The sequence below is a fragment of the Marinifilum caeruleilacunae genome (assembly GCF_013141825.1).
Classification (GTDB): Bacteria; Bacteroidota; Bacteroidia; order Bacteroidales; family Marinifilaceae; genus Marinifilum; species Marinifilum caeruleilacunae.
This window is the reverse complement of record NZ_RZNH01000020.1, coordinates 75,406-91,627: the sequence shown is the minus strand read 5'-3', so window position 1 is coordinate 91,627 and position 16,222 is coordinate 75,406. Positions and strand designations below refer to the sequence as shown.

General features: G+C 37.7%; 11 protein-coding genes. 5 read left to right on the top strand and 6 right to left on the bottom strand.

Going from position 1 to position 16,222, the window contains the following annotated elements:
• Positions 1-499: 499 nt before the first annotated feature.
• From ELS83_RS12780 to ELS83_RS12760, 5 genes are all read right to left on the bottom strand, one after another.
• Positions 500-2,410, bottom strand: a complete 1,911-nt coding sequence (locus ELS83_RS12780) for a DUF3858 domain-containing protein (RefSeq protein WP_171595949.1) — start codon at positions 2,408-2,410, stop codon at positions 500-502.
• Positions 2,411-2,501: 91 nt separating this feature from the next.
• A complete protein-coding gene (locus tag ELS83_RS12775; protein WP_171595948.1) occupies positions 2,502-4,466 on the bottom strand; it encodes a DUF3858 domain-containing protein in 1,965 nt (654 codons plus the stop codon).
• Positions 4,467-4,596: 130 nt separating this feature from the next.
• Entirely contained in the window at positions 4,597-5,199 is a 603-nt protein-coding gene (locus tag ELS83_RS12770; protein ID WP_171595947.1) for an HD domain-containing protein, read from the bottom strand.
• A gap of 139 nt (positions 5,200-5,338) precedes the next feature.
• On the bottom strand, positions 5,339-6,001 hold the full coding sequence (locus tag ELS83_RS12765) for a DUF2461 domain-containing protein (protein WP_171595946.1): 663 nt from the start codon (positions 5,999-6,001) through the stop codon (positions 5,339-5,341).
• A gap of 12 nt (positions 6,002-6,013) precedes the next feature.
• A complete protein-coding gene (locus ELS83_RS12760) occupies positions 6,014-6,463 on the bottom strand; it encodes a DsrE family protein (RefSeq protein WP_249414449.1) in 450 nt (149 codons plus the stop codon).
• Between the two features lie 202 nt (positions 6,464-6,665).
• On the opposite strand from ELS83_RS12760, the gene ELS83_RS12755 reads away from it, so the two are divergent.
• From ELS83_RS12755 to ELS83_RS12735, 5 genes are read left to right on the top strand one after another with little or no spacing between them, the layout of a single operon-like run.
• On the top strand, positions 6,666-7,838 hold the full coding sequence (locus ELS83_RS12755) for a hypothetical protein (protein WP_171595945.1): 1,173 nt from the start codon (positions 6,666-6,668) through the stop codon (positions 7,836-7,838).
• 33 nt (positions 7,839-7,871) lie between these two features.
• A complete protein-coding gene (locus tag ELS83_RS12750) occupies positions 7,872-9,170 on the top strand; it encodes a YaiO family outer membrane beta-barrel protein (protein ID WP_171595944.1) in 1,299 nt (432 codons plus the stop codon).
• Between the two features lie 6 nt (positions 9,171-9,176).
• Positions 9,177-10,490 (top strand): CotH kinase family protein, encoded by a 1,314-nt coding sequence (locus ELS83_RS12745; protein WP_171595943.1) that lies wholly within the window; start codon positions 9,177-9,179, stop codon positions 10,488-10,490.
• Position 10,491: 1 nt separating this feature from the next.
• Positions 10,492-11,691, top strand: coding sequence for a HEAT repeat domain-containing protein (locus ELS83_RS12740; protein ID WP_171595942.1), 1,200 nt, complete (start codon positions 10,492-10,494; stop codon positions 11,689-11,691).
• On the top strand, positions 11,688-13,154 hold the full coding sequence (locus tag ELS83_RS12735) for a glycosyltransferase family 2 protein (protein WP_171595941.1): 1,467 nt from the start codon (positions 11,688-11,690) through the stop codon (positions 13,152-13,154). Before ELS83_RS12740 ends, ELS83_RS12735 begins: the two co-directional genes overlap by 4 nt.
• On the opposite strand, the gene ELS83_RS12730 is transcribed toward ELS83_RS12735, so the two are convergent.
• Positions 13,130-16,135 (bottom strand): ABC transporter substrate-binding protein, encoded by a 3,006-nt coding sequence (locus ELS83_RS12730; protein WP_171595940.1) that lies wholly within the window; start codon positions 16,133-16,135, stop codon positions 13,130-13,132. The two genes, ELS83_RS12735 and ELS83_RS12730, sit on opposite strands and share 25 nt — an antisense overlap.
• Between the last annotated feature and the right edge of the window lie 87 nt (positions 16,136-16,222).

Below are 16,222 nucleotides of genomic sequence, written 5' to 3'. Positions count from 1 at the left end.
CCGGGTCCTTCGACTCCGCTCAGGAACCCTTGGTTGTGCAATTCGGATGCCACTCTGCGAAACTCTGCGAATTAATCAGCGAATATCTGCGAGAAGTTATTGTACCTTTAAAACCATTGATGAGCCTGAATTCARTATGAACTTCTACATCTCTTAATTGTTGATTCTAGTAGTTTATACCGGGTCCTTCGACTCCGCTCAGGAACCCTTGGTTGTGCAATTCGGATGCCACTCTGCGAAACTCTGCGAATTAATCAGCGAATATCGGCGAGAAGTTATTGGACCTTTTAAACTAGCTGCCTTCACAGCGGCTTTTAATAAGCTTTGAGCAAAACCTTAACAAATAAAAAAAAAGCACAATGCAAAATCTTACGACTTGCACTGTGCTTTTTTAATATTCTATTTTTTAGTCACCTATCAACAACCAATGGACCCATAGACTTTTCGACTATTCGACTATTCGACCTTTGGACTTTTAGACTATTTGACCTTTGGACTTTTAGACTTTTCTCTTCAACACCAACTTCGCCTTGTCAGCTCTTACCACTGCTTTGATGTAGGTTCTGAGCTCGTCGTAGCGTTCTGCCGGGTATTCGAATTTTTTGTAGACCATCTTGCGGATATAGGTGACTTTATTGCCATCCTTTATTGCTTCGCTCGTGTAGCTTCCAAAATCTGATTCAATCACCTTTTTTTCCGGTATACTTTCCATTTCATAACCTTCAGGAAGGCTAAAATGGATGGTGTCGGTATCGCAATATTCGCGTTTGTAATAAATGTCTGTTTCTCGATTTTTCACTTTTTTGGGAACATTGCTTCTCCTGTTGATCAGGTTCAGAGGAATGAAGAGTCTGTCTCCCGATTTGGAAGCATAATTTCTAATGTCTAAATCAAGTTCCAGAGTTGAGCTTGGTATCCTTGTAAGTTCTTTCGATACCGCATGACTCTTAATTTTGAAGTCTGGAAGTTCCAGGTCGCTGTAAATCTTTTTCTTCTGGTCTTCGGGACTCAGGTGCGACATGCCGGCCAGGTATGAATATTGAAGACCTCTGCATACTTCGGTGATGTGTGCCTCGGCAGTACCATCTGCCTTTACGATAATCTCACCTCTTTTCTCCTGGGTATTGTCTTCCATTTTATATACCGATGTTCTTACAAGCTTCCCACCATTTTCATTAATGGCAAGAACTGTTCTGTCGTCGGTACTTGAACCCAGAAAACCACAGGGGCTAAACTTGCTGGTACACTCCAGCCAAACCGTATCTTTTTGCATTGGCACCATCAGTACAATGTGGTTTCCAAAGTTACGAACAAAGGTTGTGTCAAGATCTCTTTGTTTATTTGCCGAAGTAATAATGGTATAGTATGAAGGAATTTCAACAATTTTTAAAATGGATTTCATGTAGTTCGATAGTGCCTTACAATCTCCATACGATTTATCTTGCACATACTGTGCAGGGAAAGGCTGCTGACTTCCCAGACCTACCTGTATACTCACGTAGCGGGTTTTATTCTGCATGTATTCATACAGCTTTTTCACTTTCTCGAAATCTGTAGGGCAGTCCTTTACCATATTCTTAACTTCGGCGATGGTATTTTCATCCAGCACATCTCTTCCTTCATTTAGTTTTGAAAACCATTTTGCCAAATCGTTCCACGATGCCGTACTTCCATTGATTTTATCATATTGGAAAGTGGTAGGAGCAACACGCAAAAACGGACCTCTTAATGAGTACGGAGATGCATAGGGTTCATATTTGTATGCTTTCAAATCATTGGCTTCCCAGGAATAGTTAGTGATTCCACTTGCTTTACGGATAATTGGTTTTTGATCTGAATTGTACATTTTGTACTTGAACAATTCAGGATTGGCCGAACTAATGGTATACGAACTTTTCTGCACAGAACATTTAGAGCCTGCATATGGATACCAACCAGCGATAGTTGTGTATTCGTTTAATTTCTGGGTGTACGAATACACTATGGTATAAGGATAATTCTTTTGAATGGGTTCATAGTGTTTTACCCTGTCATCCGAAAACATGGATTCACCAGAGGCAGAGTAATCATTAATTTCATGATTTTTTATCCTTTCAATCAATGCACCTTGTGCATCGTACAAAGCAATTTGTAGGTTGCTAAGCGATATGGTTTTGCTGTATCCAACCATCACATCGGCATAAGAATCGCCAGATTCGTTCAAAATTGTAATGGCGGTTTCGTGCCTGTAGTCAATATCGTAAATCGAATTAATTTTGATATTGGTTCTGTCTAAACGAATCACCGCATTGGCACCTTCTTTTAATTCTTCGGGGATATCGCTCACCGGGTACATGGGTGTTTTTTTTGCCGATAGGTTTGTTGAGAACAACAAGGCGGCAATCAGGAAATAAAAGTAATGTAGTTTCATAGTTTAAATTTAGGCTTAGTTGGGCTATGAATTGAATGATATCAAGGCTTAAGCCTAAGCCCAAGCATTGATATCATGAAGTATTATTTAATTAGATTTTTTTCAGAACAAGCATTTCAGCATGTTTTGCTACAACAAGATTGTAGAACTCTTTCAGGTTGGCATATTCGTCAAAAAAGAAGGTGCGTTTGTTAATTTTAAAACGGCTTACTACCATAATTTTGTTACCAGTCTGATTTACTGAATACATGAACTGACCTGATTTTTCAGGAAGGTTAATTCTTGCCGGAGCCGGTTTGCTTTCCAATGTGTATCCTTCAGGAACAGTAAGTTCAAGCATAAATGTTCTGTCCATTGGATAGGTAAAATCAACTGGGTATTTTCTCTCTTCCAGTGTGAAAGGATTTTCATCAATTTTGTTGATAACAAAAGGATTGAAGTAAATCAGGTCATTTACACTTTCTACCTCTTCGCTCAGTTCCACTTCCATTTTTGAAACCACGTTTTTTTCAACATTTTTAAGGTTTTCAAGCTCTACACTTTCAACATCAATCAGCTCATAAGCTTCATCCATGGTTTCCAGAAGTTCGTCTTCGCTCTTATTTTGAATAGCATCTCTAAACTGTAGTGCAGTAAATCCATTCAGCGATAGATCTACATTTCCGCTAACCATTCCATCTTCACTCAAGTTTAATTTTGCAATGGTTGCCGATTTCGAAACACTTTTCGATTCGATGTCTACAAAAAAGGAACCAGCACTACTGATAACTCTACCTTTATCGTTGATACAACGCTCCGGCAAAAGATTACACGGACAGTTTGCATCTGTAGCATCCAGGTAAATTCTGTTTTCGCCTAGCTTACAGCTGGCAATTACATAGTTAAACTTTCTTTCGCTAGGCGAGAACAAGCTTAACAAACCATTGCTTCGGGTACTAAGAATTACCGGATCGGCCTTAAGACCTAATTTATTCAGTAAAACAACCAGCATGAGATTGATATCTGCAACATTCCCTTTTTTCTCTTTAAAGGCAGCTCGTAAACTGGTTGTCACATACTTGCCATAGTAATCGTTCCACTTCATATTTGCCTTGATATAGTTAAAGGCAGCCAGAATTTTTTCTTCATCTGTTTCTGCTTTGGCGCTGATTTCGGCTACAACATCTTTTAGGAAACCACCAGATTTTAGCTGAACACCAAAGTATTGATTCTCCATCAAATCTTTATTGATTTGTTCCCAGCTACCGATTCTATCGTGATATGGACCTCTGATCTCCTGTACGCCGGCAAGTTCAAATTCTACGGCCGACATGTAGTTTTTGCTCGATGTGGTATATGGCTCTTTTTTAAATGCTGGTGCATCTTTTACCACAAAGCGATATCTATCGATACTAAATTGCTCCTGTGGAGCAATACTTCCGTTGCCATAAGTGTGTTCGTTTACATCAAAAGTCAGGTAACCCTTTCCATTTTTTTTGTAATGGAAATATTCAGGTACATTTACCCTGAACTCGCTCCAAACAATTGGAATACTTTTTTGGAAATACCAAGGACCCATTTTATATGGTGGAATATCCGAAGAAATGGAATACATGAACTCAACAACCGAGCCTGGTTTCACATTCGGGCATGCCAGTTTGTAGGTATAAACATCATCCGAAGACTTTTCCAGTATCCTGTCTTTCGCACTGATTTTTGTTTTTACAATTTTGCCATTTTCCAGGTTGTAGGTACAGGCTTTAACCGAACCTACATTTGAACTGCCTTTGTAAAAGGAGAATTCCAAATCACCATAGTCAAGACCTTCATCTTTCAGGATTTTAATTCTCATGATTCGGGTGTGTTTGTAATCGAAACTGAAAGTAGTGGTCATAAACGGAATTTCGCTTACACCATAATCACACAGGTAAACTGCAACGGCTGAGGTGTCTTTCTCATAAGTTTTCATTAATAGTTCATCCATACTAACCTTGCCGTATTTAATAGGGGCTTTCTGGGCAATAGCCAGGTTACTCACGAAAAAAATCGTGATCGCCAGGGCGAATGTTCTAATCATAGTAAAGTTTTTCATTAAGATTTAGGCTTAGTTTACAATGCGGATAATATAGTAAAGTAAGCTTTAAGAATGAATTTAGATTAATTGTCCTAATTTATCCAGTCATTCTGAAACCTTGATGAATAGGGGGTCAGCAATTTTTACAATGAGAAGTGAAGTATTTTTTGATGTTTTTTTCTTTCAGGAACTGTAAAACCTTTTTACCATAATTGGTGAAGTAGCAATGATCTTTCAGGAATTCTACATTTTTATCGCACCAATATTGCTTTGGAATCTCGGTAGATGTAACGGTTTCCAGTTCCTTTAAAAGCGAAAAACTACGCGATTCGTAATCTTCCAGACTCAAGTGATACATATCGGCATCGCACAGGATGCGTTGCAGTTCGTTTTTGGGTTTGGGAGGATAATGCGTAGCCAGGATACAATCCACAACTTTGTTGATTTTTGAACCTGGATAATTGATTTCCTGTAAAAAATCTGTGGCAATTTTTGTTCCCGCCTCCTCGTGCCCAAAATAGGTTATAGCATGTCCCGAATCGTGGAACCAGGCGGCAATGATAACAATTTCGGTATCAGAGGCAGACAATTTGCAGTTTTTAGCGATGGTTTTACATGCCTCGACCACTTCCTTTGTATGCTTTAAATTGTGATAGCACAGGTTATCCGGCAAATCACAAAGTAATTCACTCACAAACTCTTCTACTTTTGCTATGTATTTACTGCTTTGATACATTCATTAAGTATTACTCTGCGAAGTAAGGAATGATCGTGGAAACAAAAAAATGAAATGTTTTAAAAGATGTTATTCTTTGTTAATCCAAATCAAAAAAAATGTCGTCTCGCTATTGAAACGACATTTTTTTTATTTTGTTTTATAAATCTTGAACAATTTCGTTTAAAAATCGATTCAATGGATAAAGTGCTTTGAAACTTTCATCAATTTCGCTCACAAATTGATCCGACTGTACAATCTCATTTGAGATCATTTTACCAACTGCATAGTGTTTGTAATTCAGTAGATCGATGTGCTCAAAATCTTTAGGAAAACCTCGTGGAGCAGTTTTTAGTTTATCGCCGTACATCTCTGGGAAATGTTTCTTGAATTTAGGGTTTTCGATTATGCCCTTGAATTCTTCAGGGTGATGAAAAATTTCGGTACGTATGGCTTTTAAAACATTGGATTCAGGCATATAACAACCGCCACCCAGAAAGCAATTGTCGGGTTCGATGTGTATGTAATATCCGCCATAGCGACTTTTTCTGCCATTTTTTGCTAAAAAAGCGCCAAAATTTGTTTTGTACGGACGCTTGTCTTGCGAGAAGCGGACATCTCTAAAAATCCTGAACAAACAATCTTTGGCATTCACACCTGATATGCCCGGATCGAAAGCCTTAATTTGCTCGATGCTTAACTCAACGAAGAGCTCAAAATCCTTTTTTGCAGCATTATATTTCTTCTTGTTGGCATGAAACCACTCACGATTGTTATTCTCTCTCAGTTCGGTTAAGAAATCAAGTATTGATTGATTAAGCATTGAATTATTCTTTTAAAATGTAATTACCTTATAATCGCTCTGAAGGTATTCTGTTAAGGGTTTTCCCATGTATTTTACTTCGGCTCCAATTTTTTCCAAATCTGCGGAAACACCATACATATCAGCGCAAGCTTTACAGGCATAAACCTTAATTCCAACTTCTTTCATTTTGGCAATGTACTCCTGTAAGTCTTTGTCCTGGCTTAAAAGTTTAGAGGAAGGTCCCCAAATAATAAAATTGATTTCATCCCACCAATTAAACTTTTTAGCATTAAAAGTGTACATAAATACCATTTTTTCAGCAACTTCCTTGTCGCCACTTGTCCAAACTACAGCGAGTTTTTTGCCCTGTTCCATTTCTGTCTGACCTTTTGGTTTTTCCACTTCTTTCGCCTTACAATTTACGAATGAAATTGTAGAGATAAAACCTGCAATCACAAAAACAATTAAAAACTTCTTCATGGATGATTAATTTTAATTAATAAATCAAAAAGTAATATTCATATAAAAAATTGAGAGTTATAAAAAATCTGTCAATCTAATCAAATAGGAAAATAGGCATTATATGGATTAATTAAAAATACTTATCAAAAAAGTATAACTTATTTGTTGCCATTCCCGTTATAAGGGTGAATAATAAGTAATTTTAAAGTAAAAAACGCGAATGTGGAAGTTAGTCAGGGTATTTGTTTTTCTGATTCTACTTATTCCGGTCATCTCATGGATTGTCTGGAAGATGGAGAAAGACATTCCCATCAATTTGCTCGTAATCGATAAAACCACTCCGGAAAAGAACTTTTCGGAGCATTTGTCATTTTTCTGGCTTGCCAACCAAAACAAATGGGTGAAGAGCACGGGAGAGGAGTACGATTTTGCGGAAGATTTTCTTGGTTTTCATCCCGATAAGGATGGAGAATACGTAATTAAGGACCTGAAAATTTATGGTGAAGGAAGCAGTGAAAGACTGGCAGATTCGCTGGATGTAGTGTTTTTTGCTGATACTTATGGCATTTACAATTCCAACTGGAAAGATCATCCCGATTATGGCAAGGATACAATTTCCTTGTTTTATGGAGGATTGCAAGCCAATGAGTTTAATCTTTTGAGGGAATTAAAGCGAAAAGGCAAAACCATTATTGCTGAATTTAATTTGTTTGCATCTCCAACTTCTTCGGTAATTAGAAGACAAACCGAGGAATTGCTGGGTGTAAAATGGACTGGTTGGGTCGGAAAATACTACTCAACATTGGATACCGTTTTGGATCCTGAGATTCCGAAATGGATTCCGGATTTGTATGAAAAGAATTATAAAGAAAAGTACAATTTCAAAAAGGGAGGAATTGTATTGGTGGATAACAGGGAACGGATCATTATTCTTGAGGATAAAACTCATCTGAATGATAAATTTCCAATTTTGAGATCGGAGCTGAGTACTCAACTCGAATATAATGTTCCTGAGAAAGTGTATTATCCTTATTGGTTCGATATTAACAGTACGGATGAAAGGAATCATGTGCTGGCAAATTTCGAAATTGATGTGAATGCCGATGGCAGAAAATTGATGGATTCCTTAAAAGTGCCAAGTCAATTCCCTGCGATTATCGAGCACGATAAGGATTATCGATTCCTGTATTTTGCCTGCGATTTTTCGGATAATCCAATGGGGATTTATTCATCGTATTTCAGAGGAATTGAGACCATTAGTGGTGCATTTTACAGTCCAAACCAAGTAAAAGACAGAAAAATGTTTTTCTGGAAATATTATCGACCCTTTATGGAAACTGTTATGGACAGTATATCTGCGAAGCAAGAAAGAAAGAAAAAATACCTGGATTAACCAGATAAAAACCAAATTGTAGTTTACATTAATATGGCAAAATATTTACCTCTAACCATTAGCCTGTGCCTGCTGTTATTGTGCTCACATTTATTGAGTGCACAGGAAATTGATTCGCTTCAGTCGCGACCAGTGACGCTTGAATTTAGAAAAGCTCAACAACTCGCATTTAATGGAGAAAAAGAAGAAGCCAGGAAAATTTGCTATAAAATTTTGGAAGAAGATCCCAATTATCATGATGCCCGAATTTTAATTGGGAGAACCCATGCCTGGGAGAAATCTTATGAGAAAGGAAGAAAAGAACTGCAACTTGTTTTGGAGAATGATTACGACAATAAAGATGCAATACTTGCCATTATCGATTTGGAAAAATGGGCTGGTGATCTGTCGCAGGCTCTGTTTTATTGCGATTATGGTCAGTCGTTCTACCCAAGAGAAGAGGATATCCTGCTAAAGAAAATTAAGATACAGCAGGAGAAGGGACTGGAGGCAAAATCATTACAAACCATTAACGAACTTCTTGAAATTAACCCGGGCAGCGAGGAAGGGATCAAACTTTTTAAAGCCTATAAATCTGCTAAAAGAAAGTATTCTCTGATTCTGAAACATGATTTTGAACATTTCGAAGAGCCTTACGTTAGACGCTGGCATGTTACTTCAGTTCAATTGCAAAGAAGAAATTCATGGGGAAGCCTTACCGGGAAAGTGAATTTTGGTGATTTGGTAAAAGATGGAGAAGCCTTATGGTCGAATGAAATTTCAAAACAATTTGAAATTGATGCCTATCCAAGAGTATCAGCAACCAATTATTTGTATCTGAATTATGGATATTCGGCTGATGATTTGTTCCCGGAGCATCGTGCAGGAGCGGAATTCTATCAAAAATTACCTGCCAAATTTGAAGTGTCGGCTGGTGCGAGATTCTTACGATTCGATGGGAGTTCAGGACATAAAAATGTGTACATCTATACCGGATCGGTGGGAAAATATTATCGCAATTACTGGTTTTCCCTGAGAGGATACTTTACGCCAAAGGATAGCGATGTTTCAAGATCGGTGTTTTTAATTACCCGAAGGTATTTGAGAGATGCAAAACAATACATAGGCCTGGAGTTGGGAACCGGTACTTCGCCAGATGAGGCTCGAGGCAATGTTTCCAATTTTGACACCTATAAATACGATAGCTGGAAAGTGCGATTGGCTTACCAGGATCAGTTGATTGACAAGCGCCTGACCTACCTGCTTCGTGCAGGCTATGAAAAAGAAGAGTACCAGGTGGATGAGAAAAGAAGAATTGTAACGCTTTCAATAAAATTATCATATCAACTCTAAAGAATAATGCGGAAAGTTGTACTCATATCAATATGCATTGCGATGTTCCTTCCTGTTTTGCTGGCTACAGGCAAAGAGGATAAGGGGAAGAGTATGGCTGGAAGTGAACTGTTTGGAGAGGATAAAGTGCATGAGATCAGGATAAGTTTTCTGCAGTGCTCAGCATGGGATTCATTGGTGAATCATAAGGAGATGCGCGATTCAATGCGCAAAAAAAGATACTTGCAGGGAAATGTTGAGGTCAACGGGAAAAAGTACTATTCATGCGGAGTTAGAATCAAAGGGGAGTCGTCTTACGACTATTATCCCGGAAGGAAGAAGTCTATAAAAATAAACTTTGGGGAGTTCGTGAAAAAGCAAAAATTGGATGGATTAAAAACCATCAACCTGAACAATGCTTTTAAAGACCCGAGTTTTATGCGTGAGAAATTGTACCTCGATTTTATGCGATCGGAAGGATTGCCGGTTCCAAGAGCTGCATATGCGAATGTGTATGTGAACGGTGAGCTTTTCGGCTTATATGTTTTGGTAGAGGAGATTAATAAGGGCTTTGTGCAAAGAAATTTCGGGAACAAAACAGGAGCATTTTTTAAAGGTGAACCCAAGGCAACTTTGCTTTATCAAGGTGAAGAGAGAAGTAAGTATGCACGCGCCTACAAGTTAAAATCGAAGGATGAGAATCATTACCATGAGTTAATGGATTTGATTAAAACACTGGACAGAAGTGTGAAGATGGATGAGGATGCCCAGGAGCATTTTCAACAGATCTTTAATGTGCCGGAATGTTTAAAAATATTTGCCATCACAAGTTTGTTCATGAATATAGATGCCATGAACCTCTTGTATCGCCATAATTATTACTTGTATAAAAATACTCATGATAATAGGTTTGAATGGATTCCATACGATGGTAATTATGCATTTTGTGCCTTTAGTCCGGTTTTTACCATGGACGAGGCTGAGAATTTAAGCGTGTTTTTCCTGAACGACAGGTATGAGAATACCTTAATGAAGACCTTGTTTGGGATAAAGAAATACAGAGATTTTTATTCAAAATACATTGGAGAATTACTGGAAAGCAAATTTACTGATGATGCGATGAGTGCAGAAATTGATCGGCTTTCGCTTATGATTCGAAAGTTTGTATACCAGGACAGCATGAAAATGTATAGCAATGCCGATTTTGAAAAAAACCTGCACTCGCATTTGGGAGATGAAAATGACCCGGGAGCCTTTGTGCCGGGATTAAAGAAGTTTACGCACAAGAGAATTAAAGCTGTGAAGAAAGAGTTGAATATAAAGAACAAGAGAAATAAGTAAGATGTTGATATTTAATGAACATATCATCCAGATTGAATTGCAGGAATGGCTTAGAGTAGCTCCTGATCTCTTGTTTATTGTCATAGATTTTCTGAAAGGCATTGTTGAGTTCTTTCAATCAGTGATTAACTATACCTTCGAGAGACTGCCTTATAATGCTTTGAATAGAATGATTATTTACATGATCATGATATTCTTTGTGGCTTTGGTTCTGCTCTTGCCAACCATTATTATATCTAAATTGTACCTGGCGTACAGAAAAACCAAGTACAATAAATTGCACGTAAAGTATTCACAGGCAGTGATCGGATATTTAATTGGGAGCAAAGAGGAGAATGAGGTTGCCGATAAGGAAAAACTGAAATCAAGTCGTTTTCATCGAAATGTATTGATTGATGTACTTATGGCGATTGATAAGGCAGAAAATAAAGAGGTGAGCGATAAAATCAGGAACTTGTATGTGGATTTTAAGCTCGATAAGGAATCGATTCGAAAGCTGGGCAAGTTTGCCTGGAACAAGAAGATTTTTGGAATTCGCGAATTGAGTCATATGAGGGTTAAATCTGAGAATCAAAAAATCATATCCTTCCAACAAAAGAATAACGATATTTTACGAATCGAATCGCAAATGGGCTTGATTAAATTACTGCCATTTGTTCCTTTTGCCTTTTTGGATTCGCAGGAAAAGCCTTTTACGGTTTGGGAGCAAATTAATGTGTTCGACCTGATTCGAAAGAACAGAATCGAGATTCCTGAATTTCATTTGTGGCTCAATCATTGGAACGATTCGGTAGTGATGTTTAGTTTGGATATGATTAGGATTTTGAAGCAGAAACAGGCTGCACCATATGTACTTGAACTGATCAATCATGACAATGATTATGTGAAGGGAAAAGTGATAAAAACTCTTGTAGACCTGGAGAGTTACGAGGCCATTGCCAAGCTGAAAGAAATTTATCATCTCGAAGAATTGCCAAATCAATTGAATATTTTGAAATCTATCGGTCAATTGAAAATGGATACCGAGCTTAACTTTTTGGAAGACAAACTAAAAAACGAAGAGTTTAAAATTAGAATGGAAGCCTGTAAGTCTATTGCAAAATTGGGTGAAACAGGAATAAATAGATTAAATGCATTGGCAGTAAATGCCGATGAAGAACTAAAAGGGATTATCAACCACGTATTAGATCCTAGAATATGAATTACGACGAGTTAATAAGATTTATAAGCTATTTTCTGGATAAGGTATTTATATCTTATGCATTTCTCTTGGTATTTAGTTATACAGCACTAAGTATTGTGTCGGGTATTGCTTTAAATCATTACCTAAAGAAGAATAGTTTTGTTGACTACAGCGTAATTCTGGATTCTCCTCTTGCACCATCGGTTTCGGTATTGGTGCCCGCTTTTAACGAGGCCAAAACCATTGTCGATAATGTGGAATCGATATACACCATTCATTACAATAATTTCGATGTGATTGTTGTGAACGATGGCAGTACTGATGAAACTTTTGAAGAGCTTCAAAAAGCCTTCGATCTGGAGAAGGTAAATTTCGCATTAAATCATGAAATTGAAACCAAAGAGGTTCGTGGAGTTTACAAATCGAAAATTGAAACTTATTCGAATTTAATTGTTGTTGATAAAGAAAATGGTGGGAAGGCAGATGCATTGAATGTTGCTATTAATGTTTCGGATAAAGACTTGTTTATGGCCATTGATGCCGATTCGATACTTGAACCTGATGCTGTGCTAAAGCTTGTGAAGCCTTTCCTGGAAAGAACGGACAGGAGAGTTATTGCTGCGGGTGGAGTGGTACGTATTGCCAATTCTTGTGTGATAGAAAATGGTCGTATTGCAGAAGTTTGTGTGCCTAAAAATTTATTGGCACGTATGCAGGTTTTGGAGTATACCCGGTCATTTTTAATGGGACGAATGGCATGGGCCAAGCTCGATGGTCTGATTATTATTTCAGGAGCCATGGGAATGTTCGATCGCGATGTGGTGGTGCAAAGTGGTGGTTATGCACATACCATTGGAGAAGATATGGAGCTGGTGGTTCGTATTCGTCGTTACATGTCGGAACAAAGAGAAAAGTACAAAATTGAATATGTGCCCGATCCTTTATGCTGGACCGAGGCACCAAGTAATATTTCAACTTTTGGTCGCCAGAGAAGCAGGTGGACAAGAGGAACCATCGAAACCTTAACCGATCATTCTAAAATTTTCTTTTCGCCGCGTTATGGGGCAATGGGCATGTTGGGTTATCCATTTTGGTTTTTGTTTGAGTGGTTGGCTCCATTGGTTGAGCTCATTGGTATCATTTATGCAATTGTACTTTATGCCACCGGAAATTTAAGCTTAAACTTTATCTTAATCACCTTTCTTTTTGTGTATACTTTCGCCCTGTTTTTTACCACCTGGGCCATCTTGTACGAGGAGTTAACTTTCCATAGGTACGAACGAAAAGGTGATGTATTCAGACTATGGATTGCAGCAGTGCTTGAGCCATTTATCCTGCATCCAATATCACTCTTTTTCTCCATAAAAGGGAACATACAATATGCCAGGGGGAATAGAAACTGGGGTAAAATGGAGCGCCGTGGCTTTAGACATAAAAACGGACGAAAATCAAAGGTTCAGCTGCTTGCCAATAAGAACTGATCCATCCTGTTCATTAATTTATCGGAGTTAAGAGGTTTCGAGAAAAATTCGTCGCAACCTGCGGATAAGGCTAACTCCCTGTCGTTTTCGGACGCATAAGCCGTTTGGGCAATAATAGGCGTAGATGGTAAAATTTTACGAATTTCTTTTGTGGCCTCAATGCCATTCATTTCGGGCATTTGTATATCCATTAAGATTAAATCAGGCAGATAGCCCGACTCGCATAAGTCAACTGCCTCTTTGCCATTTTTACAGATGCTAACATTGGCATTGGTGTTATCCATTAGTTCCTCTAAAAAACTAATGTTGATATCCACATCTTCAACAATAAGGATGTTTTTTCCTTTCCAGGCAAATTTATTAAGCTCTTCACTTTTAGCAGGCACTTCTATTTCAGTTTCCTTTACAGGGATATTAAATAGAAAAGTAGAACCTTTATTTTCATCAGAGCGAAGTTCTAACTTGCCACCCATCAATTCTATAATTCCTTTCGAAATAGGGAGTCCAAGGCCTGCGCCACCAAATTGCCGCGTGTATACATTTTCGATTTGTCCAAAACGCTCAAATATGATATCATGCTTCTCTTTTGGTATTCCGATGCCAGAATCTTCAACTGCAAATTGTAACTCTGATTCAATAAGGTTCACGCTCACTTTGATGTATCCTTCTTTGGTGAATTTAAGCGCATTGTTTACAAGGTTAATTAACACTTGTTTAATCTTACCAATATCAGATTCAATGATATCGAGTTGTTCCGGAACTTTGTTGGTAAAGCTAATGTCAAGTTTTTCTTTATGATACTTTTGTTTCTCCACTTTAAAAAAGGTGTCCAGGTCTCTAAATAATTTCGCGATAGAAAAAGAACTGTTGAAGACTTTGAGTTGTCTCACCTCAAGGTATGAGATATCGATGATATTATTAATGATTTCCAGGAGTTGCCTTCCATTCTGATTTAAAATATCGATGTATTGTTCTTTCTTGGCCTGTTCTAAATTTTCTTTAAGTAATAGCTGACTAAAGCCAAGTATTCCATTCATTGGAGTTCGAATTTCATGGCTCATATTGGCAAGAAAGGCAGATTTTAACCGGTCGCTCTCTTCTGCTTTCTCCAAAGCAATTTTAAGCTCGTTTTCTGCTTTTTTCAGCGATGAGGTATCCATTACAAATCCCAGGAATTCATCTTCGTGTAACTTAACTGCACTAATAAAAGCTGGGAAGTTTTTGTTTTGAATCGATTTAACCATTACTTCCCCTTGCACTTTACCAGTGCTGATGAGTTGTTCCATCATCTCAATATTTTTGGCAAGTTGGAGAGGCGAAAAGAAATCCCGGATGTAGAACTCTGTTTCGGTGCTTGAATCGATATCTAAAAGTTGCAGGAATGCAGGGTTGGCAAATTTCACTTTTGTATTGCTGTTGAAAATCACCAGCCCATTTGGCGACTCGTCAATGTAGGTTCGTAGTTTGTACTCGCTTGCAATTAATGCTTGTTCAGTTTCAATTCTTTTGCTGATATCGTTCATCAGCCAGATTTCTTTGCTGTCGAAACTATAGGCGTGAAACTCTACTTGTTTAATTTGTCCCGATTTTGTTCTAATAGACGTGATTGTAGGGCTTTTAAAATTCTCTTGTTTGCTGTTTTTATAGATCTGATAGTTTAGATCTTTGTTCTCATGGTACAATGTGCTGAACCAAGTGTTCACATTAGGTGTTTCATCATTCAAATATTCCGTAATTTCGAATACTTTTTTGTTGGTAAACAGCTTTTCGCCTTCCACCAAAATAGCGCCCGAAGGTAGATTTTCAATCACCTCTCTAAATCGTTTTTCAGATGTAATCAACTCTTCATTTTTTCTGCTAATATCAGCAGTTTGTCGATCAACCGCTTTTTTTAATTGTTTGGTAAAAAGGTACAAATAGGATAGGATAATGAGTATAATTGATATGATAATTATCGAAACAATTAAAGCCCATTTTAACCATTTTGGTGTTCTGAAAAGTTCTGGTTTATAAACAAATCCACTTAGGTCGTAATTGGGAGGAATCATTCCCATTTGTGCGCAAATCCTGGCAATATTGTCCAATCTTCCCGGATTAATGTGCCCAATTTCCACATAATCGTTTAAGATCAGTTTTCTGATTTCTTCAGCTTCGAATCGTAAGTGTTCCTTACTTTTTTTTACACCATATTGCTTAATCAGGATGTCGATAATTTCATCAGGATTTTGTAGGGCATACTCCCAACCCTGTTTACTGGCACGAAGAAAAGCATCTACTCTTTCAGGATTCTCTTCAATTTCTTTTTCGGTGGTAAATATTCCATCGCCATAAAAATCAATTCCATAATTCTGGGGAAAAATAATGGAGTAGGCTATGTTCTGCTCTTTTAGGAAATAAGGTTCATTTGTAGAATAGGCATTTAGAACATCTGTTTTCCCTTCCAGCAAGTCTTTAATATCATAGGTGGTGGTAATGCGTAGTACATTATCCAGCTTGATTCCTTCTTTGTAAAAGATGGCCAATAGTTCGGGATCTCGAAACTCGTCGAGTAACATTACTCTTTTGTTGATTAGGTCGTGAGCCGTATTAATATTCGATTTCTTTAAGCTTAGGAAAATAGAAGGTGAACTTTGAAAGATGGAAGCCAATAGTACAACGGGCTTGTTATTAATTCTTTCTATCAAAATGTCGTTAGCACTGATTCCATATTCTGCATCTCCGTTTAATACAATGTCAACCGCATTAACAGTTCCTCCTTCAATTAATTCAATATCGAGACCTTCGTTTTGGTAAAAACCTTTATGAAGAGCGGCGTAGTAGCCTGCAAATTGGAATTGGTGATAGTACTTAAGTTGTACACGAATTTTACTGTTACTTGGTACTTTATTGCTTGTATTGGCAAATGCAACTACCGACGCCAATTGAAGTACCAGGATTAAAACCAGATGATAAAAAGGGTTTTTTCGGAGAGTTTTGGTCATAGTAACAGCATTTTACACACTCTCATTAAAGTTACATCTATAAGTAAATAAGAGCAAAAAAAATCCCTGGTTATTTTGTAACCAGGG